The organism is Chryseobacterium sp. FG46, assembly GCF_057809135.1.
This window is the reverse complement of the sequence record NZ_JBMDJJ010000015.1, coordinates 23789-44621: the sequence shown is the minus strand read 5'-3', so window position 1 is coordinate 44621 and position 20833 is coordinate 23789. Positions and strand designations below refer to the sequence as shown.

At 31.2% G+C, this 20833-nt stretch carries 18 protein-coding genes; 6 read left to right on the top strand and 12 right to left on the bottom strand.

Going from position 1 to position 20833, the window contains the following annotated elements:
- Window positions 1–439: 439 nt before the first annotated feature.
- Entirely contained in the window at window positions 440–847 is a 408-nt protein-coding gene (locus tag ACODR7_RS12730) for a 5-fold beta-flower protein (RefSeq protein ID WP_488839509.1), read from the bottom strand.
- A 254-nt stretch (window positions 848–1101) separates the two neighbouring features.
- Here ACODR7_RS12730 and ACODR7_RS12725 point away from each other — a divergent pair, with 254 nt between their 5' ends.
- The gene (locus tag ACODR7_RS12725; protein ID WP_488839507.1) at window positions 1102–1587 is read left to right on the top strand and encodes a hypothetical protein; all 486 of its coding nucleotides are present in this window, start codon (window positions 1102–1104) and stop codon (window positions 1585–1587) included.
- A gap of 387 nt (window positions 1588–1974) precedes the next feature.
- Here the strand turns inward: ACODR7_RS12725 and ACODR7_RS12720 are convergent, their stop codons facing one another.
- Genes ACODR7_RS12720 through ACODR7_RS12710 form a run of 3 tightly spaced genes read right to left on the bottom strand, consistent with a single transcriptional unit; the run spans window position 1975 to window position 3212 of the window.
- Window positions 1975–2307, bottom strand: coding sequence for a helix-turn-helix domain-containing protein (locus ACODR7_RS12720; RefSeq protein ID WP_488839505.1), 333 nt, complete (start codon window positions 2305–2307; stop codon window positions 1975–1977).
- The gene (locus ACODR7_RS12715) at window positions 2283–2702 is read right to left on the bottom strand and encodes a transposase (RefSeq protein ID WP_488839503.1); all 420 of its coding nucleotides are present in this window, start codon (window positions 2700–2702) and stop codon (window positions 2283–2285) included. The genes ACODR7_RS12720 and ACODR7_RS12715 overlap by 25 nt, the downstream gene beginning before the upstream one ends.
- 42 nt (window positions 2703–2744) lie before the next feature.
- Window positions 2745–3212 carry a hypothetical protein gene (locus ACODR7_RS12710; RefSeq protein ID WP_488839501.1) on the bottom strand — a complete coding sequence of 156 codons (468 nt, stop codon included), beginning with the start codon at window positions 3210–3212 and terminating at the stop codon, window positions 2745–2747.
- Window positions 3213–4086: 874 nt separating this feature from the next.
- Between ACODR7_RS12710 and ACODR7_RS12705 the strand changes: the two genes are divergently transcribed.
- Together ACODR7_RS12705 and ACODR7_RS12700 are read left to right on the top strand one after the other, a co-directional pair.
- Entirely contained in the window at window positions 4087–7077 is a 2991-nt protein-coding gene (locus ACODR7_RS12705) for a ligand-binding sensor domain-containing protein (RefSeq protein WP_488839499.1), read from the top strand.
- Complete coding sequence (locus tag ACODR7_RS12700) at window positions 7070–7708, top strand: response regulator (protein WP_488839497.1); 639 nt, start codon at window positions 7070–7072, stop codon at window positions 7706–7708. Before ACODR7_RS12705 ends, ACODR7_RS12700 begins: the two co-directional genes overlap by 8 nt.
- A gap of 116 nt (window positions 7709–7824) precedes the next feature.
- Here ACODR7_RS12700 and ACODR7_RS12695 read toward each other — a convergent pair whose 3' ends face one another.
- Window positions 7825–8961: a hypothetical protein gene (locus ACODR7_RS12695; protein WP_488839495.1), complete on the bottom strand. Its 1137-nt coding sequence runs from the start codon at window positions 8959–8961 to the stop codon at window positions 7825–7827.
- A 780-nt stretch (window positions 8962–9741) separates the two neighbouring features.
- On the opposite strand from ACODR7_RS12695, the gene ACODR7_RS12690 reads away from it, so the two are divergent.
- The 3 genes from ACODR7_RS12690 to ACODR7_RS12680 all read left to right on the top strand — a co-directional run bounded on the left by ACODR7_RS12690 (window position 9742) and on the right by ACODR7_RS12680 (window position 14317).
- A complete protein-coding gene (locus ACODR7_RS12690; protein ID WP_488839493.1) occupies window positions 9742–10164 on the top strand; it encodes a lipocalin-like domain-containing protein in 423 nt (140 codons plus the stop codon).
- Between the two features lie 582 nt (window positions 10165–10746).
- A complete protein-coding gene (locus tag ACODR7_RS12685; protein ID WP_488839491.1) occupies window positions 10747–13689 on the top strand; it encodes a ligand-binding sensor domain-containing protein in 2943 nt (980 codons plus the stop codon).
- The gene (locus tag ACODR7_RS12680; protein ID WP_488839489.1) at window positions 13682–14317 is read left to right on the top strand and encodes a LuxR C-terminal-related transcriptional regulator; all 636 of its coding nucleotides are present in this window, start codon (window positions 13682–13684) and stop codon (window positions 14315–14317) included. The genes ACODR7_RS12685 and ACODR7_RS12680 overlap by 8 nt, the downstream gene beginning before the upstream one ends.
- A gap of 1637 nt (window positions 14318–15954) precedes the next feature.
- On the opposite strand, the gene ACODR7_RS12675 is transcribed toward ACODR7_RS12680, so the two are convergent.
- The 7 genes from ACODR7_RS12675 to ACODR7_RS12645 form a co-directional block, all read right to left on the bottom strand.
- The gene (locus tag ACODR7_RS12675; protein ID WP_488839487.1) at window positions 15955–16812 is read right to left on the bottom strand and encodes an EboA domain-containing protein; all 858 of its coding nucleotides are present in this window, start codon (window positions 16810–16812) and stop codon (window positions 15955–15957) included.
- Window positions 16813–17039: 227 nt separating this feature from the next.
- The gene (locus tag ACODR7_RS12670; RefSeq protein WP_488839486.1) at window positions 17040–17882 is read right to left on the bottom strand and encodes a hypothetical protein; all 843 of its coding nucleotides are present in this window, start codon (window positions 17880–17882) and stop codon (window positions 17040–17042) included.
- Between the two features lie 55 nt (window positions 17883–17937).
- Window positions 17938–18516: a hypothetical protein gene (locus ACODR7_RS12665; RefSeq protein WP_488839484.1), complete on the bottom strand. Its 579-nt coding sequence runs from the start codon at window positions 18514–18516 to the stop codon at window positions 17938–17940.
- On the bottom strand, window positions 18503–19054 hold the full coding sequence (locus ACODR7_RS12660) for a hypothetical protein (protein ID WP_488839483.1): 552 nt from the start codon (window positions 19052–19054) through the stop codon (window positions 18503–18505). Before ACODR7_RS12660 ends, ACODR7_RS12665 begins: the two co-directional genes overlap by 14 nt.
- Window positions 19055–19076: 22 nt before the next feature.
- Window positions 19077–19631, bottom strand: a complete 555-nt coding sequence (locus ACODR7_RS12655) for a hypothetical protein (RefSeq protein WP_488839481.1) — start codon at window positions 19629–19631, stop codon at window positions 19077–19079.
- A gap of 48 nt (window positions 19632–19679) precedes the next feature.
- Entirely contained in the window at window positions 19680–20270 is a 591-nt protein-coding gene (locus ACODR7_RS12650) for a hypothetical protein (protein ID WP_488839479.1), read from the bottom strand.
- Between the two features lie 45 nt (window positions 20271–20315).
- Window positions 20316–20813 (bottom strand): hypothetical protein, encoded by a 498-nt coding sequence (locus ACODR7_RS12645; protein ID WP_488839477.1) that lies wholly within the window; start codon window positions 20811–20813, stop codon window positions 20316–20318.
- Window positions 20814–20833 lie beyond the last annotated feature (20 nt).

Below are 20833 nucleotides of genomic sequence, written 5' to 3'. Positions count from 1 at the left end.
GATTTTTTTCTATTTACAGCTTACTTTATTGAATATTTTCATATAGAAACAAAAGAACACCTCTGTTTTATTGTCATTGTCAGATAAGACCGAACATTGTTATTAAATTCAGCGTGAAAGAAAACAATAATACAACAAACAATTCTTTCAAAAAACAATTCTCTTTCTTGTAGAACTTGCTTATTGTTAATGTTAACCATAAAAATAGTAATCCAGCCACCGTCAAAAAAACACTTCTGACTATTAATGCCCGAATAAATTCATTTTCTATCATCTGATTCCAATTTTCATTTGATCCTATCCAAAGTCTTGACATCCCTAGTAAGCTTAGAAATCCAACTGTATAAATTACAATTTTTAAAAGAAAAAAAGTATTTGCTTTATTTATGTGTACTGCATTCAGATTATAAAATAATACGCTAAAATTAAAAAAATCCTTCTATAGCTTAAAAAAGAAATAAACCACTGCTGCCCATTCCTTTTTAACAGCTCTGGCATAACCTATTGTACTGTGGCTCGTATTTTCAACAGTTCCGTCATCTTTAATATACCCTAAAGTAGAACGGCTGCTATTTTCTACTGTTCCATCTTCCTTTACATAACCTACTGTAGAACGGTTTTTATTTTCAATAGTTCCGTTGTTCCTGATATAACCAATCGTGGAATGACTGCTGTTTTCAATAGTACCATCACTCCTGATATAGCCTAAGGTGGAACGACTGCTGTTTTCAATAGTTCCGTCACTTTTAATATATCCTATCGTAATGCGGCTGCCTGATTCAATAGTTTGTGCTTTCGTTACGATCATACCTAGTACAGTGAACATAAAAAATATTATTTTTTTCATTTATTCTTATGTTTTATATAAATCTAAGTTAAGATTCTCTTTTTAATTTTACAGAAAACCATAAAGTTAAACGAAATATAATTGTAGCTTGTGACAAAAGTTTTTATTATCCCCGCTGTTTTACAATAATTTTTTATTTCACTTTTATTTCCAGAACCACATCCATATTCTCAAAACTAACTTAAATCATAAAATAAAAGCATCCGGAACAACCTTTTTTGTTTATTTTTACTCATTATAAATAAAAATAACACATGAAAAGATTCGTACTTACGGGAATAACAGTTATAGGTGGATTTCTAACAGCCAATGCGCAGTGTAAAGCCGTAACCGCTATTGCAGAAAGTTTTGATACCTGGAAAGATATCAATAAATGCTGGAGTGTACAATCCGGAAAAGCGATGCTTTATGCCAGTGAAAAAAGAATTATATTCTATTCTATGAACAGTCCCCGAGAAAATATGTATCTGGTAACTCCGGAAATTAAAGCCGGAATCTATACACTGTCTCTTGACCTTTCTGATAATGGAGGAGAAACCACCTTAGAACTTTTCTCAGTAGATACCCCTTCTGATATAAAGACTTATATTTCGATCACTAAACCTTCCAAAATAACAGGAGAGAAAAAAACATTTACAGTTTCTTTGAAAAAAGATTCACATTTAGGCTTGAAAGTCTTGCTGAATGGCGTTCATCAGGCCGTTTATATGGATAACTTATCTCTACAGGCAAAGAAATAGATTTGGGATAAAGTCTAGTGCTCACGAGTTTACTATTCTACAATACAATCCCAAAATAGTTATTATTCAAAAAAACAGTCTAATATATTAAGATATAAAACTTAGAATGAAAAATTTCATTCTAAGTTTTATATTTTTTAATTTTTAGGAAGCCTTAAAATTACTCTGTAATATTTAATCATAAATCTTATTAAGTTTCAAAAAGTACTGTTTGAAATCAAACATACTGCCTATAAATTTAATGTCTGTAAATAAGAGTACTAAAGCTATTAATTTTTTCATGCTATTGAAATTAATAATAAATATTGCTGAAGGTACTCTTTAAAAACTTAGATAAAAACAAAGTATTCTACTGTTAATCTGATTAATTTAAGATAAAAAATCAGATTATACTAAAAATATACGCTTCCACTTTGTAATGGTATTTCTGCTTAATTTAAAATGCCTGGCTAACTGACTATTATTTAATTTATACTTTTTTTGATAATCAAGAATTTCAAAAATAGTTTGTTTATCATAGGATTTGAATTTCTGATTTTCAGATAACCTATCGTAAAATATAATATTATTAACTTTCAAAACATCAGATAAAGACATTATTTCTTTTGATAGATATCGCTTTACATATTTCAATTTATCCGGGCATTTAGACTCTATAAAATCATGATAAATCCTTTTATAATCAGGTCCTGTATTTATTGTCTGTACTTGCTTATCCATTTATTCAATGTTGATTTGGGAATCCTGTATTGATTGATGATTTCTACAGGAGTCTTCTTTTTATCTTTCAAGAGCTCCAGTATATAGTCTATAATTTCCTTTGTATATAAACTTTTCCGGAACTGAGGTAGTTTTGATTTCACTTCATTTCTATTGTGTCTGGAGACCGGAGCGTATAGGATTAAATGGGTGGAATAGAGACGAAAAAAGTCATATCTCAATAGTTTTGACCATTTTAGAAGCACATCCACATCCAATGATTTCATAGAATACATTTCCAGAATCTCATTTTCTGTTGAATGTAAGAATCTACAAATTCTGCTCATATCAATATCTTGTTCATTTACATGCTCATATACCAAAGCACCAATATGAATATCTTTGAAATTTTCCATTTTTAAAATTTATCTGTATTCAAAAAGCAACGTCTTTTACTTTTATAAGAAGTAAGTTCCTGATTTTTCTTTTACTAAATTGTTGGATATATCTCCTAAAAGCTGCTGAGTTTCATTCTCATTACAAAAAGTAATATCAATATTTCTTCTTAATATCCTGCCTGAAGAATTTGAAAAAAGAATTATTAAATATTTCCGAAAAGTCCTTTCTTTTATTTCTATCCTTACAATTTTTTTTTGTGGCATTTCAAAGACCTGATATTTTTTCCCACCTGAAAACCATCGATAACTTTTAATGGAAATCACCTGTCCTGAATTCTCATATTCGAATATAAACTGGTTTTTTAACCGTCCATATGTGAGTACCAGTAATGCTATTACGAGTAAAATTACTAAAACAGAATTGTACCCCAAATACAAGTGAATAGTAATAGTCAATAAGAGCAACGCCAATATAATTAACTGAAAAGTCATATATTGATTTACTCTTTTTTTATTATTTATTTTCATTAACCTTCAATTATTAAAATTTTCTATTCTTATTTATATCCTATCTATATATTCTTAAAACCAAATGGCGGAAAGTATTATGCTACTCATTCGAAACTGTAATTAAAAATCTTAATTCATGTACTATATCCTTTGGATTGTACCCTTCAATTTTGCATAAAAACCGGGTTGGTAAGATTTTGTCCTGATGAAAATTTTCTCATCCATATAGCAATCCTACACTATCAAATTTGTGTACAATAAAATCGTTTGGATCAACAGGTTTAATCTTTTCTGCATTTCTGGCAGCAACCATAGGAGTTTAGCAGTAATAAGCGGCAGATCTCTAACAGGTGACAGTCTGTTTATATGGAATGTTTTAGAAATAATATTATATTAATCCCTATACTTCCAGTTTATGCAAAAAATGCAGTCTGGTATCTGTAGTGTGTGCTGTCCAACATGTAATTTTTTGCGATCTTAATCATATCCATTCTTCTTCATATTTATATACTTATTGTTCATCTTTTCTTTTTTTAGGATAAATTTATTTTAACCCAAAATTTAATCATGTAAACTTGCTATTTAATTAAACAAACGAATTAAAATCACAAATAAGTGAAATAAAATTAAAATTTTACTTAAAATTACATGAATAAATGATTAACTTAAATCACTAAAAGAAAGTAATAAATTCATACTGCAAATATCTGATAACATTGACAAAACATAAAATAATTACTGTAAAGATAGATTACTAACGTTGTCATTTTTAATCTAACCGCATGTAGTTTATAAATGTCATTTAATTCTTTAAACAATGAATAATTTTTACTACATTTATATTAATTGAACGGAGTAAACACAAATGCATCAACTACTTTAATTTATACCAATGTCTTTTAAAGCATTCATATTGCTATTCCTATTATGGATACAACTTTGTTATAGCCAAGAAGCCGCTTCTGTATGGTATGACACAGATAATGGCCTTCCCCAGAATAGTGTAAAAGATATCATTAAAGATAAATACGGATTTATATGGCTGAGTACGGAAAACGGCTTAGTACGCCATGATGGATATAATTTTGTAACCTACAATCATCTTAAGCTTAAAAACAACAGGTTTTCTGCATTTTTTGGAAATATTGAAAAAGATTCCATTTATAATTTTACGGCTTATACTGAAAACATAGTTTTACTTAGCAAAAGAAACGTAAGCACTTTAAATCATCAGAACAATTACACAAAAAGAGCATTACATGAAATCAAGTTGTATGGATTATTTGTAAAAAATGGAACTCAGGAAAAAACAGATCATAAAGACGTCTTCATTTATTTTGATAAAAAGAACTCCTATCATCTATTTAATAATGGAACTATACTGTATAATGATAAAAAAATAGTCCACATAAAGGAACTTCACAAGCATTATATTGCCAATACATTTTGTTTTGGACAAAATATTTTTATCATTTCAAAGGCCTTAAAAAAAATTATCAGAATTTCGTCAGGAAAAGTTGATTATCTGGCTACTTCAGAGATTTTCTTCCATAATAACGTCAAAGTATACTGGAGCCAAATTAACAATCAGTGTTTTATCCTTCATGATAATACTTTGTACAAAGTTTCCTATCAAAACAATGTAATCAGTTTAAAAAAAATGATACATTATAATCTTAATGAAAATTCTTTAGCTTCTGTGTATTATGATGAGATCAATAATAAAGTATATCTGGGAACTTTATCAGACGGACTGAATGTGATAAAATTCAATAATTTCCATGTAGCCAACCGATCCAATAAATCTTATGAAAATATTTTTTATTCAATACTTCCTTTTGAAAATGATAAAGTAATTACTTCATTAGGAGATGTATACAATGAAAACGGGCTGGTAAAACAGTATCATTTTACTACAACAAGCAAATATTTTTTATTTTATGACAGCAAAAAAAATATTCTTGTCCAAAACGGCAATTCATTGCTCCGTTTTTTCAGAGATTCCAATTATTCAAAAAATGAATCTCTGTATTTCACAAAAACAACACCTTATGTTTTTAATATCAGCCATCACTATATTATGGTGTTTCATCTACCTTCATTACGGTCTAAACTCATCTTCTATAAGGATTCTACTTTTAAAAATCCTTTTTTACAATTTTCCATTCCTAATATTGTAACCACTGTTCATGAATATGACCATGATAAATGGCTGGTAGGAACCAGAGATGCTTTATATTCAATAGAAGGACCCTCTTTTAGTCCTAAAAAAATATCTGCTGCTTCATTACATGTAAGAGAAATTACAAAAACTGAGGATGGGAATGTCTGGATCATGACCCAGGGAAATGGGTTCTTTCTATACAAAAAAGGCAAGCTCATCAAAATGCCCGAAGATGAAAACGGATATCTTTCATTTTCACATACCATTCTTGAAGACAAAAAAGGGTTTCTCTGGATCAGCACCAATAATGGATTATTCAAGATACTTAAAGATAACCTGCTGCACTACTCTAAAGACAGAAAAACCTTTCCCCACTATTACCGGTACAGCAAAGAAGACGGCTTTAATACCAATGAGTTTAATGGAGGAGGCTCTCCGGGTGCTGCGGTTCTTCCAAATGGAAATTTTGTATTCCCTTCTATCAAAGGTCTTGTATTTTTTGATCCTGAAAAAATAAGAAGCTATTACCCTAAAAACTTCTTTTTGGAACGGGCTGTATTTTATGATTCCAAAAGCAGTATAAAAGAACAGAATATTAATCTGGAAAACAATTTTTATAAAGCGGTCATTTTAATAGATGTTCCTTATTATGCTAACAGAGTTAATCTGGTTATCGAAGCAAAACTGAAAGGTTCTAAGAATGAAAAATGGGAAAGGGTAAGCAGTAAAGGCAAATATTACATCTCAAACCTGGAGCCGGGACAATATCAGCTTATGGTGAGGGTATTGACTTCTCCACTAGGGAAATACATCTATAAAACCATTAATATCAATGTAAAATACTTATTTTACCAGACTCTTATTTTCAAATTTTTTATTGTTTTACTATTGGCTTTTGTTCTATTTACACTCTTTAAAATAAGACTAAAAAGACAAATACTAAAAAAGAAGGAACTTGAAGAAATTATTGCAATAAGAACCCGGAAACTATCAAAAACAGTTTCAAAACTGGAATATACCAAGGAACAGCTCCGAAAAGAGAGTGTGCAGCAGAAAAAGCTATTGGAGACAATAAGCCATGATATTATTACTCCCATAAAGTATTTATCCATCACAGCCCGAAAGCTCTATGAAACTGACGAACATGACCATTACATACAAAAGAAATATTTCGAAAGTTTCTACACATCCTCTGTAGAGTTTTACAATTTTGTGAAAACCCTAAAGGAATACGCTGAAATTTATAACATTTCTGAAAAAAATGAAATTTATAATATTTATGAGGTAGTAGAAGCTAAAAAAGCTCTTTTTGAGGTCGCTGCCAAAGAGCAGAACACGCTTATTATCAACAATATTAAAGATCCTACTTACTCAAAAAACAATCAGAATGTGATTGCTGTTATCATCCATAATCTCATAGACAATGCGGTTAAAAACACCACTAATGGAATCATAGAGCTTTCTACTAGTGAGGACAACAGGAACTTCTTTCTGGAGGTAAAAGATACGGGGAAAGGAATGAGCAAGGAACAAATGACCTATTATGAAAAACTTCAGGATAATATTGAAAATGAAAAACTGGTTTTACAAAAATACAGTTTGGGATTACATCTTATTCTTCAGCTACTCATGATGATCAATGGTAAAATTGAATTTAAAAATAATACACCCAACGGAACGATAATATCAATTAAAATAAAAAAACAAAAAAATGACTAGAAAAATTATTATTGCAGATGATCACTTCGTGGTAAGATTAGGTACTACCCTAATTCTGGAATCTCACTACAAAGATGTAACAATTTCCTGTGCAGAATCCTATACTGAACTCACAGAAAAACTATGCGCAGAGTCGTTTGACCTGCTCATCTTAGATATCAATATGCCGGAAAGCAAATATTTGAATATGATTGATGAAATAAAAATAATACAGCCCAATCTCAAAATCCTTGTTTTTTCAGTATATGACAATGATATTGCTGTACAGTATATCATTGAGGGAGCTGATGGATATATTAATAAACTATCGGATGAAAACAATATCCTGGAAGCCGTTCAGCAAATATTTGAAACAGGAACGTATTACTCTCAGGATATTGTAAAAAAGCTGGTTTTATCAGCTAAAAAAGACACTCCCATTAATCCGCTGGAAACTTTATCCGAAAGAGAAAAGGAAATATTTGATCTGCTGGCTAAAGGGTATGGGAATATTGAAATATCGAATGAGCTGAACCTTCATCTTTCCACTGTGAGTACGTATAAAGCAAGAGTTTATAAAAAACTGAATATTAAAAACACCGTTGATCTGGTAAGGTTAGGAGATAAAAACCAGACACACAAACCTAAATAAGCACCCAATATTTAACTTGCTGAAGAATATATTGAGGATAAAAAAAACGGAATAGATATTCCGTTTTTTTTATCCTGTATTCTATCAGAATAGTAAAGTTATTATAACAATTGTTACTAATGCTTTTTTGACTTAGTTTTCTTTTGTAATTGTTGGGTCAGGTTAATTAGTTCATTAATTTGTTTTCTTTGAGAGTCAATCTGTGCTTGCTGCTTTATAACATGCAAATAAAGTTCTTCTACCTTCTCCAGGGTCTGGGTTGAAAGTTCTGATAAATTAAATGAATAAAGCCCATTTTCCGTTTTTGCTAAATCATTAATAGAAGTTACACCAGGTAAATGATTGTTCTCTTTGATAAATTTTTCAGTATCATAAATATTCAAAAATTTATATTTAGAATTCAGTAAGGATTTCCCAGTATAATATTCTTCAAATACATAATCAGGATAAGTGGCTGTAGCAGTTTTAATACTTCCGTTTACTTTTAATTTCTCACCTGCCGCAAAAGTAGTTGTTGAATATCCAATACCAACATTTTTAACAAAAAATGAGTTTCCATCTGGTTCAATACTTACTTGCGTATTTCCAGTATCTCCCGCAACTGGGGTAGTAATAAACCTAATACCTGTAGGTGCTTTTGTAGAACCTGTCCCAATAGTAAGTCCAGTACTGTTTCCTGTAGCTGAAATTTGTGCTTCCGAATTGGTATCACAATAGATAAATAAAGAATAATTTCCATTATTGGAAAACCCCATTGAAGATCTTGTTCCTATACCAGAATCCTGCACTATACCAAGACCGGCACTATTATTAATGGTTGTCTTTTGTTCATTCACGAATCTGAGATCATTTCCATTTTGGGTAACCGTTCTGGTATTGGTAAGAGTACCATCTGCATTATAAATATTAGTATTGGTCAGTTTTTGCCATACTGTACCATCAAAATAGTAATATCCAATGCTGTCGATATTAAGTCTGGTTCCTGTATTATCACCATCTGAAATATCTGTAATATATATCAATGCTCCTTTTTGATTGGTTCCGTAAAGAGCATCTCCTTTAGCAGAAAGCTGCGCGCGGGTAAGTCTTGGTGCCTGAAGTCCGTCAATATCAGTATTTCCTAGTTTTCCATTGACATCCAATGTGGAATTAGGTGTTGTAGTATTAATCCCTACACCTGCTGTCTGTGCAAAAATGCCAGAAGAAGCTACCAATAGGGCTGCTGTTAATAAAGTTGTTAAATTTTTTTTCATTGCTTTAATTTTAGTGTTTAAACTTTTGAAGTGAAAAATATAGAACTAGTAAGTAAATCCAATTGTACTTGGCCAATACCAGCACAAAACTGATAAAACCTTTACATTGAAATAGAATAAGAAAAAATGAGATTTTTTGTTTAAGAATAAACAAAAAAGTGGAATTAAAATCTTTATAAAGGCCATATAATTTTAGATAGATGTAGTGTTCTACGGATGGCTTTTGTTACTATTTTTTGAGAGTTTAAATATATTTTATTTTTCTTCTATTTGCATTTTTATTACTGAATTAATGGTTCTCTTGTTTTCAAGAATTAAACTCATTCATTTTGATAGTGCAAATTTAAAACAGAGTAAACTAAAAAAATAAGCTTACTGTGTAAAAATAAATTACCATATATGTAGTATTGCATCTTATGTATGTAGTTTTAAAACTACATAATTCTGTAAAACGTGAAATATAAATGAAAAATTATAAGACATATTAATAAATGACAATTTAAATTGTATTTTATGTAGTTTTATAACTACAGATTAGGAAAACTCATATAAGGAACATTTATGTACTTTTGCGGATAATATGTATTGACATTATAGTGACACCAATAATAGAGAGTTACTATCAATTTTTAGGAGAATTCAACTTCTCATTTACATCGCAGCTACTTTAACAGGATCATTCTTTACCTAGATACTCAGTTAGTGATTACAGATAACAGCTTTACATATAACAATATAAATATCAAAAACTTACAGATACATAAAAAACGTAGAATTATAATGCAAAAGGCACTTTCACTAATGATCCTTGGTATTTTGACAGCATGTACTCAAAAAGAAACTACAGAAGTAAATCCGGAGTCTGTATCAGACAACAATGTCCGGATGACTGAACTTGTAGGAAAATGGATTCAAGCTATTCCGGGGCAAGAAAACGAAAAGCAAGGTATTGAACTTCATGAAAATGGTGTTGCAAGATCAATAAATATGAACACATTACTGTATGAACAATGGGAAGTTTCTCACGATACATTATTTTTATGGTATCACACTGAAGGTATAAGACAGGTTTCAAGTGATATTGACAAACTACTGATTAAAAAACTAGACAATACATCTTTAACTATTTTATCTTTAGCAGGAAATTCTAAATCCAACATTGAACAAACTTACAACAAGGAAAAAATAAATTCAGGACTCTGATAATCCAACAATTAAAATTTTCTTTAGCAGAATACACAATCCGCGAAAAAAACAAAATAGATTCTAAGTCTATTTTTTGTTTATTGATGATTCATCATCCTTATTATTCTGTTTCAAACAGTTACAGTTAAAAATCAGAAATTTCTTTCTGCCTGTGATATTTCTGATACTATCTTTAAAAATTCCAGACGGCTTTTAAAATGTAAAAATAGGCTATTTATTTTCGTCTGACATCATTGATTTTATTTTACCATAAATACAACAAATGTTATTTATTTTATCATTAATATCAAAAAAACAACCCAACAGAATATTAAAACAAATAAGCTCTGGATTTATCACAGAATACAAAGTTCAGGAAGTATTTAATTAGCATCTACAGTTTAGTCTAAAAGCCTTTATAAATTGATAAAATCATCTTTTTAAATTTAAAAGCATGTAGTTTTAAAATGACACTCAGCGCTTCTGTTAGCTTTTAAAATTTGCTGAATTTTATAATTCTACACCAGGAATACCTTATAATTACAAGTATTAAAAATGTTTTATAATAAAATTATATTTATATTTTTCATAAATATACAATTGTATTATTGCCAGCAGCCCGCATCGGTATGGTATGATACAGATAAAGGACTTCCTCAGAACAGTGTGAAGGATATTATCAAGGATAAGTACGGATTCATCTGGATCAGTACAGAAAATGGTTTGGTACGTTATGACGGAAATAATTTTGTCACCTATAATCATCTCAAATTTAAGAATAACAGATTTACTTCTTTTTTGGGAAACGCTAAGAAAGACACTATTTACAATACAACAGCATATAATGAAAATATCGCATTAATATCTAAAAGAAATGTAAGTATTCTAAGTCATAAATTAGGCTGCCTGCAAAGAGTATTACGTGAAAGCAGATCGAACTTTATTTTCACCAAGAATGCAATACCAGAGCCATTTGAAAATACAGATTTCTTTGTTTATTTTGATAAGGAAAACTATTATCATCTGTTGCACGATGGAACAATACAATACAAAAACCACAAAATTAAAACGCTGAAAAACCTGCGTAAACGCTATATCTCAGATACATTTTGTTTTGACCAGAATATTTTTATCATTTCCAGATCTTTAAAAAAAATAATTAAAATTTCTCCATTCCAAATAACTTATATGGATGCACCTGAAGTATTTTTTAAGAATGATATAAAAGTATACTGGAGCCAGATAAACAACCAATCTTTTATTATCCAGAATCATGAATTGTATAGAATACATTATGAGAACAATAGCTTTAGCTTAAAAAAATTAGCAGATTATGATCTTAATAAAAATTCCTTATCTTCCATCTATCATGATGAAGCTAACAATAAGCTTTACCTTGGTACATTATCTGATGGATTAAATGTGATAAAATTCAACAATTTTCATGTATCCAACAAATCAGATAAATCTTATGAAAATATCTTTCACTCAATACTTCCCTTTGAAAATGATAAAGTAATTACTTCATCAGGTGATGTATACAATGAAAACGGACTGGTAAAACAATATCACTTTAACACAACCAATCATTTTTTTTTACTGTATGATAATCAACAGAATATTCTTGTCCAGCGGGAATCCGGCTTATTACGCTTTTTTAAAAAGTCTAATTATTCTAAAAAAGAAAATCTTGCTTTTAAAAATGAGCCCTCTCATGCCTGGAAACTGAGAAATTATTTTATTGTAACATTTCACAAACCTATTTTAAAATCTTCTCTTTCCTTTTATAAAGATTCCGGCTTTAAAAATCCTTTTTTACAGTTTTCCATTCCTAATATTGTAACCACTGTTCATGAATATGACCATGATAAATGGCTGGTAGGAACCAGAGATGCTTTATATTCAATAGAAGGACCCTCTTTTAGTCCTAAAAAAATATCAGCCGCTTCATTACATGTAAGAGAAATTACAAAAACTGAGGATGGAAATGTCTGGATCATGACCCAGGGAAATGGGTTCTTTTTATATAAAAAAGGCCAACTTATCAAAATGCCCGAAGATGAAAATGGATATCTTTCATTTTCACATACCATTCTTGAAGACAAAAAAGGGTTTCTCTGGATCAGCACCAATAATGGATTATTCAAGGTGCTAAAAAGCAGTCTGCTGCAATATTCTGGAAACAAAAAAACTTTACCTAGCTATTACCGGTACAGCAAAGAAGACGGTTTTAATACCAATGAGTTCAATGGAGGATGTTCTCCCAGTGCTGCAGCTCTTCCAAATGGAAATTTTGTATTCCCTTCTATCAAAGGTCTTGTATTTTTTGATCCTGAAAAAATAAGAAGCTATTACCCTAAAAACTTCTTTTTGGAACGGGTTATATTCTATGATTGCAAAAGCAATATACAAGGACAGAATATTAATCTGGAAAACAATTTTTATAAAGCGGTCATTTTAATAGATGTTCCTTATTATGCTAACAGAGTTAATCTGGTTATCGAAGGAAAGCTGAAAGGTTCTAAGAATGAAAAATGGGAAAGGGTAGGCAGTGATGGCAAATATTACATCTCCAACCTGGAGCCGGGCCAATATCAGCTTATGGTGAGGGTATTGACTTCTCCGAGGGGAAAATACATCTATAAAACACTTGATATCAATGTAAAACACTTGTTTTATCAGGTACTCATCTTTAAGCTTTTTATCCTATTTATTATATCAATCCTCATTTTAAAATTAATAAAATTCAGACTAAAAAGACAAAAATTAAAAAAGAAGGAACTTGAAGAAATTATTGCAATAAGAACCCGAAAACTATCAAAAACAGTTTCAAAACTGGAATATACCAAGGAACAGCTCCGAAAAGAGAGTGTGCAGCAGAAAAAGCTATTGGAGACGATAAGTCATGATATTATTACTCCTATAAAGTACTTATCCATTACAGCCCAAAAGTTGTATGAAACAGACGAACATGACCGTTACATACAAAAGAAATATTTCGAGAGTTTCTACAAGTCTTCTGTGGAGTTTTACAATTTCGTGAAAACTTTAAAGGAATACGCTGAAATTTATAACATTTCTGAAAAAAATGAGAAATATAATGTCTACGAAGTTGTGGAAGCTAAAAAAGCTCTTTTTGAGGTCGCTGCCAAAGAGCAGAACACGCTTATTATCAACAATATTAAAGATCCTACGTACTCAAAAAACAATCAGAATGTAATTGCTGTTATCATCCATAATCTCATAGACAATGCGATTAAAAATACCACCAATGGGATCATAGAGATTTCTACTAGTGAAGACAGCAGAACCTTTTTCCTGGAAGTAAAAGATACGGGGAAAGGAATGAGCAAGGAACAAATGACCTATTATGAAAAACTTCAGGATAATATTGAAAATGAAAAACTGGTTTTACAAAAATACAGTTTAGGATTACATCTTATTCTTCAGCTACTCATGATGATCAATGGTAAAATTGAATTTAAAAATAATACCCCTAAGGGAACTGTTGTGTCCATTAAAATTAAAAAGAAATATGATTAAAAAAATTATTATTGCAGATGATCACTTCGTGGTAAGATTAGGTACTACCCTAATTCTGGAATCTCACTACAAAGATGTAATAATTTCCTGTGCAGAATCCTATACTGAACTCACAGAAAAACTATACGCAGAGTCGTTTGACCTGCTCATCTTAGATATCAATATGCCGGAAAGTAAATATTTGGGTATGATTGGTGAAATAAAAATAATACAGCCCAATCTCAAAATTCTTGTTTTTTCAGTATATGACAATGATATTGCCGCACAGTATATCATTGAGGGAGCTGATGGATATATTAATAAACTATCGGATGAAAACAATATCCTGGAGGCTGTCCAGCAGATCTTTGAAACCGGAACGTACTACTCTCCGGATATTGTAAAAAAACTGGTTTCTTCAGCTAAAAAAGAGACTCCCATTAATCCGCTGGAAACTTTATCCGAAAGAGAAAAGGAAATATTTGATCTGCTGGCTAAAGGGTATGGGAATATTGAAATATCGAATGAGCTGAACCTTCATCTTTCCACTGTGAGTACGTATAAAGCAAGAGTTTATAAAAAACTGAATATTAAAAACACCGTTGATCTGGTAAGATTGGGAGACCGAAATCAAGCTCATAAAAAATAGTTAAAATATTGTATCTATTTTAAAAACGATGCTACATAATTCTTTAAGCATCCCAAAGCTGTTCTTACTGCAGTAGGGCTAACATTAGAAGGAACACTGCTATTCGATTCCTATACGAGATATATGCAAAAATTTCTGGTCAATACGATGCATCTTAGCAAAGAACAATACATTGATATCATTTATTTCTTTCCGCATATTGTGGCTAATCAGGAGAATCAACCGCGCAAGAAGCAACTTCAGCTGTGTCTTAATTATCCCAATAAAAGCTTTATTGAATAAAAATAACTTTATTTTGGAAAAGCCCAGCTTTAAACTTTAAAAACAGGGCTTTTTACTATTCTAAATCCTTAATAATCACAATTAAAAATGTCAGATGCGTCATTAAATAACTACAGTTCAGATACCCTTTTAAGCGATATAATTGTATAGCTTTGCTTCATAAAAAGAAATAATATTAAAAGTTATTTTGCTTATAACTATTCTTATTGACACGCTTTACATAAGAATTCATTAAACATTCATTCTATTTAGCTACCTGTATTTTTACGATGATACAGGATTAAGATGGGCTCATTGAGCTCATCTTTTTGCTTTTTATTCTACCCTAAAAATCAAAAACTACGTCATATGGTAATCTATAACTTCATTGATGTGGTTTAATATCTACAACTTATATTTCTCATTACTTAAGCTATTTCAATACTTTTGTTAAACATTAAATTGTTTATGTATACTCTACTAATAATGAAAATCAATAAAAGTTAGAAGAAGATCTTTGAGTGCAAAAAACTATATCTGCCTGGGCAATTTCCGATTTTTAATATTATCCCATTATTCATAATACTAAATTTCATCATTTTAAGCTTTAAGTTATCTAAATCGGAATAAGCCAGGAAACTATTGAGGATATAGCTTATTATTAGTATTTAAGTGTACAATGAAAGATGGGCAAAAGCCCATCTTTCTCTTTTCATACCCAATTATTCCAGCTGCCTGAACAGCACTTTGTATGATCTGAAAACAGGCAGAACTAAAAAGCATCTGCTAAAGAAATATAAACGATATTGAATACCGAATGCTAGACGAGGTATATCCTGATGTTTGTACTTCAAAGTTGAGGAGAACTCAAAAGCCCTTAACAAGACTATTTATTTAGCCGTAGGTAAAAATCATGAGGAAAAAATAGTTCCGGAATGTGGCTTGAAAAGAAAGAATTTTGGAAGAGTATGCTCACCTATTTGAAAGCCCATAGCAATAAAAGACATATCACCCATACCCATAATTTGAATGGATTTATACAGGCTATTTGCTAATTTCAAACATCAATCCGTGTTAAATATCAAATCAGGAAAACCTGAAAATATATTGTTTACAAAAACATAAATTCTTTTCATATCTACTGAAAAGAATTTATGTTTTTGCAAAGGAAGCAGCCAAAGCCACTTTGGATAATTTTGTCTCCCAATAGGAAGCTAAATATTTATATGCTATCCAATCCTGAAGAAAAAATTGAGACCCCTAGAAACTAATAAGAAATATATTTAATATTTTACTGTCAAAATCTAAACCTTCTATCTATTAGTTTAAAATACCTGTTATTTTGAGATCAACAACACTCATTATTTGATACATCTTTATCTTTCTTTATTTTGGATGTAATATTGTTCGCCGATATAGTTCCACAAAGTAGTATTTATAGGTCTTAATATATTATTGCAGGTGTTGGAAGCATTTTCTCTAAGCACGATGATGGCTGCGTGCTTTGACAGTTGGTCACCAGATTCAATAACTTTCAATAGATATGCTGTTACCACTTTATTTACAAATCCGTCCATCAATCGCCAGATTTCTGGAGATACTGTTCTTTCTGCAGACCATCTTTCATGAATATAATCCGTGGCGATGAAAACCAGCTTTTCATTTTTGCGCAGATCCAGATTGGTGATCAGATAGAGCGGGCGTTCCATGAAAAGAGCTTTAAGAACCAACTGATTCCAGGAATCCAAAGGCAGGTATTTGGCTGCAAAGGGATTTAAAAGAGCTATGGCATCAAAAACAGAGGTGATATTGGTTCTGATACCTTCTTCAATGAGAGGAACAAACTCACAAGCATTTTCAAGAAAGAAAATTCCTTTGTAAATACTAATAAGTTCACTGATGTCTGCTGACTGTGTTAGTCTTTTTATTACAGCTACATTCTGATCTTCAGGAATATAACTCATCAGTAAACATCGGCATAACTGCTGAAGGTTCCATTGGCCGGAGGTAAGGTCCGGATACAGTTGTTCAAGGTTAATTTTTTCAGATGAGCTCCATTCTGGCGATACGGATGAAATCATTCTTGAAATCATTCCGAAGTTCTTAAAGAAAAGGGTCTCATTTTCAAATAGCATAGCTGTTTTCATCCAATCCATCTGGGTTTTTGAAAGCCTGGATTGCATCAGTGAGTATAATATTTCGCAGGAATTATTTTTAAAAGTGTTCTCTGTCATCTCAGAGTTGTGTTTTTGAATTGTTATATAATAATAGCTTCGACAGGCTCAACCTGACAACGCTTAAAAATTTCGGTTGGCATTCGACTTGTCACCCTGAGCCTGTCGAAGGGTTAGCAATAAAAAAAACCTTTTTTAATCATTAATCTCGAGTATTAATTAAAGAAATGACTAGTCCTAAAATAGGTTGACAAGTTATTTAATTAAATACCAATCCGAAGGATTTACTATTTCCCCCTCAATTTACTATAGGCTTTTCCAGGTAAACCTCTTAGAACAGAACCGGCTCTATTACTAAATTTATTACCTGATTCAGGATCTACCAATAGATTAGCAAATTGCGGAACTTTTAATATCATAAGTATCATAATAACCTGGAAAGCAATAGAAAGAAGAACATTCGTAAATTCTGTATTTCCAACAGGTAAAAGAACGATAATTACTTTCATAATTGTTAATATGGGTTCCCATAGCAGTATAGATAAGAATCCAAAGAACCATGACATCAGAATTTTTTCATTAGATACAATGAGTGAAAACGGTAAAACAAACATTCCCAAAATATAATAGATAAATATCATCAATAATTGTCTCATTAATACATATCCCCCAACAACAGAAGCAACAAAATAAATAATGATGTGGAAAAGTTCTAAAAAAGGATTAATCTGCAGTAGATCATACACTCCATTTCCATCTGCTCCTGTTCCCTGCACATGGGTAATCCCCCTTTGAAACGCCTCCTCAAAATCTGCGGGGCTTCGTCCTGTCACTTTATAGGCACCGTGTTTTACTATCTCTGATAAAATATCTACTGTATCAAATAATAGTAATTTTACCAAAGGAATGTATAATGTAATAGCCATAAGAGTAAGAATGGGCCTTAAAAGAGCATCGCGACCAATTTTTTCATCCGGATCAGACATTGCTTTCATTACTTTATACCCTACAAAAACAAAAGTAAATGTAACGGCAATGAGAAGAACATACGGTCTCGACTCGTTAATAAACAGATCAAATCTGGTTTGAAGAATTGACCTATATTGATTTAAAATTTCTTGTATTGTCATTTACTTTGTATTTTTAAACATCATTAATTTTTGCATTTTGCTAATCCTTCTATTACTATTTAATTAAGACTTTATTGATTACCGATATGGATTGCAGATCTTTCTTTATAGACAAAACAGTAGCCCTGATTTTCAAAATCCTTGTTAAAAGCTTTCCCAAGACTATATAAACATGCCCCAGCCCTCCGGAAAGAATTCCTGATGCCAAATATCTGTAATAGTCTGATTGGGCTTCATCTAAGTATCTGTTTTCAATGGCCAGATCCTCAGATTTCTTTCCCAGTGAATGTTTAATAAACAATGGATTGTATTTTATGATATTAATAACATTTCTGATATTTCTTATATCTTTTTTGGTATCTTCAATCATAATAAGAGAAGTGGAAGCAAGGACAAGGCTATTTACGCTTTTAATAGTTTTTTTGTTATCAATCTCTTTTTCCAGCTTGGTAAGCTTTTCAAACAACTTATTTTGCTCGTCCTTTAGATAAATTTCTGCTCCTAAACCTGCAATAATTAAGGCTTTGGTTCCTGCAACGGTATAATCATTAATATCAAAAGCCCAGGTTTGTGTATAAAAAAAATCAAAGCTAAAAAAAAGCAAGAGTGTGAATATTGATTTAATATGTTTCATCTTCCAGTGTTACTCTAATTACTTTATCTAATGCCTGCTGAATTAAGCGCAGCCGTTCTCCCTCAGGAATATAGTTGGCAGCATCCAGATAATTGGTGATGTTTTCTTTCTCAGAATCAAATTTCTTTGAGAATCTTCTTCTTACCAAAAGATTTGAAACTTTACCACTTGAAAGCGGGGAAACAGGTACTATCGGATATTTATACTTTATATAATCATAACTTGTTGCGGATACAAATTTCAAAATATCGCCTTTTTTTGAAGTTAAACCGGATGATATACGGGTAAGCTCCTGATTAGGCTCTATATAAATATCTTTTGTTCTTTTCATAAGAACTGTTTTTCCTATGGCATACACCAAATTTAGCTTTCTATGTGATGAGGCCATATCCTTGTAATATTTCTTTGACAGGATATCATTAGCTGTCCAGGGTATAGTGACATTAATTACAATTTGAGCTTTGGGAAGCATAGATAATAATAATGCCCCTACGAAAAATACCTTAACACTAAATGATCTGATATATAGTATATTCATGACTTTTAAAATTTTACATTCATTATTTAGCAAACTGCTGCACAAATTTCCTCTTCAGCGTACTCTCTTTGATATTTTCTTCTACCCGATCAAGCTTCCGGTTAATCGCAGACAGCGATACTCTCAGGTCTTCATACAGATTAAATTTTTCTCCCAGAATGGCAGCTTTTTCACCATTTAAAAAATGGGAAGACATATTCTCAATCTGGCTGTCTGCTGAAAGCAAATAGACTCTGTTCTCTTTCTTTTTAGAATAATACAGGAAAGAAAGCTTTTCATTATCCTGTCTGAGTTGACGGGATCTGTCTTTAACATTATTGATAATATTATTTACCGTAGACAGCCAGAAAAAACCACCATAATATTGAAGCCTTTTTCTATACTCTTTTAAAAAATTCTGAGTTCTTTTCTCCGTTGTTTCTTCTCTTCCCTTCAACAAATGTTTTTCTACAATAATTGCAACTGATCCAAGATTCGATGGAACATCCGAAATTGGGCCAACAGGGTTATTGGCAAAAGGTTGAGAATAAGCTTTTATGGAAGTAAATACTAACAGTACTATCAGAAACTTATACATATTGAAATAGATTTATCATTGTTGTACAAACAAAATGGTATAGAAAAACTAAAATATAATTTCAAGGTTCTTGATCAATTTGATGAGCCCCGGATTGCTTTGTATGAGAAATGCTAAAGCAGGCAAAGCCATCACACCAAAAACTTCCTTATCATTTTTAGAATATACCCTTACCAGCTGATCGCGGATTCTATAAATTTCCTGTCTTTCAGACGCCTTTATTTTAGAGGCATCAACATTCTGGAGAGAAAGAAGTACTAATTTATCCAGTGCCAGAGATTGTAAATAATCATTCTTAACATTGGTTATATAAGGAAGTTTTTTAAACTTATTTAATATAACCGGCCCTACACCTAAAGCCCCGGACTTTATAGAATTAGCAATAAAGCCATTTTGCTTATCAAATTTATCTGACTTTTTATAATTCCTTTCTAAAAATTCTTCATCATTCTTAATCATTTCTTCCAGGTAATCATTTTGAAGCTTTAGTTGTATAGCTCTTGCACCCGTATGTAAAAGAATTTCTGCAAGCTTTTTCCTTGTATCTGAATCGGTATTATTCAAATGAATAGCAACATGTACAAACTGAGCTGAAAATAGCTGAAATGTTAAAAAAAACAAAAATGGTAATGCTTTCATAATACTGTATTATTAAAACTTATTATATATGGATAAATATTGATGCTACTTGGGTATGAGGCCTAATTTGTAGAATAGATTACTTTGTTCCGCCTTATACTTCATGTCTTCCAATTCCTGAATCAGAAAATTTAACGTATTCATAAATCCTGCATCCAGCTTTTCTCTGTTCCCGCGGTTAATGTTTATCCCTACCCCTGCTATAAATGCATTTTCCAATATGCTATTCGCAGCTTTAATATATTCCAGTTTCTTTCTGCACTTGCTTTTTTTAACAGGATTAAAATAAGGATTACAAACGTTGGAGTACTTCGCAAAGTTGATAAGGTTCTTTTTAGAAACAGTAGTCCTCGCTGCATTTTCGGCTTCATTGACAGCCGCAATCTGCCCCAGCTCATCCAGGCTTTTTTTGGTAGCTTTTTCATAATCATTAGTGGCATTGTTCTCTAAAATTCTTTCCACTAAACCTATGGGATCAATGTAGGGCAGCTGTCCTTTATATTGCAGTGAAAAAAACAGCAATAGCAGAATCAGATATTTCATAACTGAATATGTTAAATAGG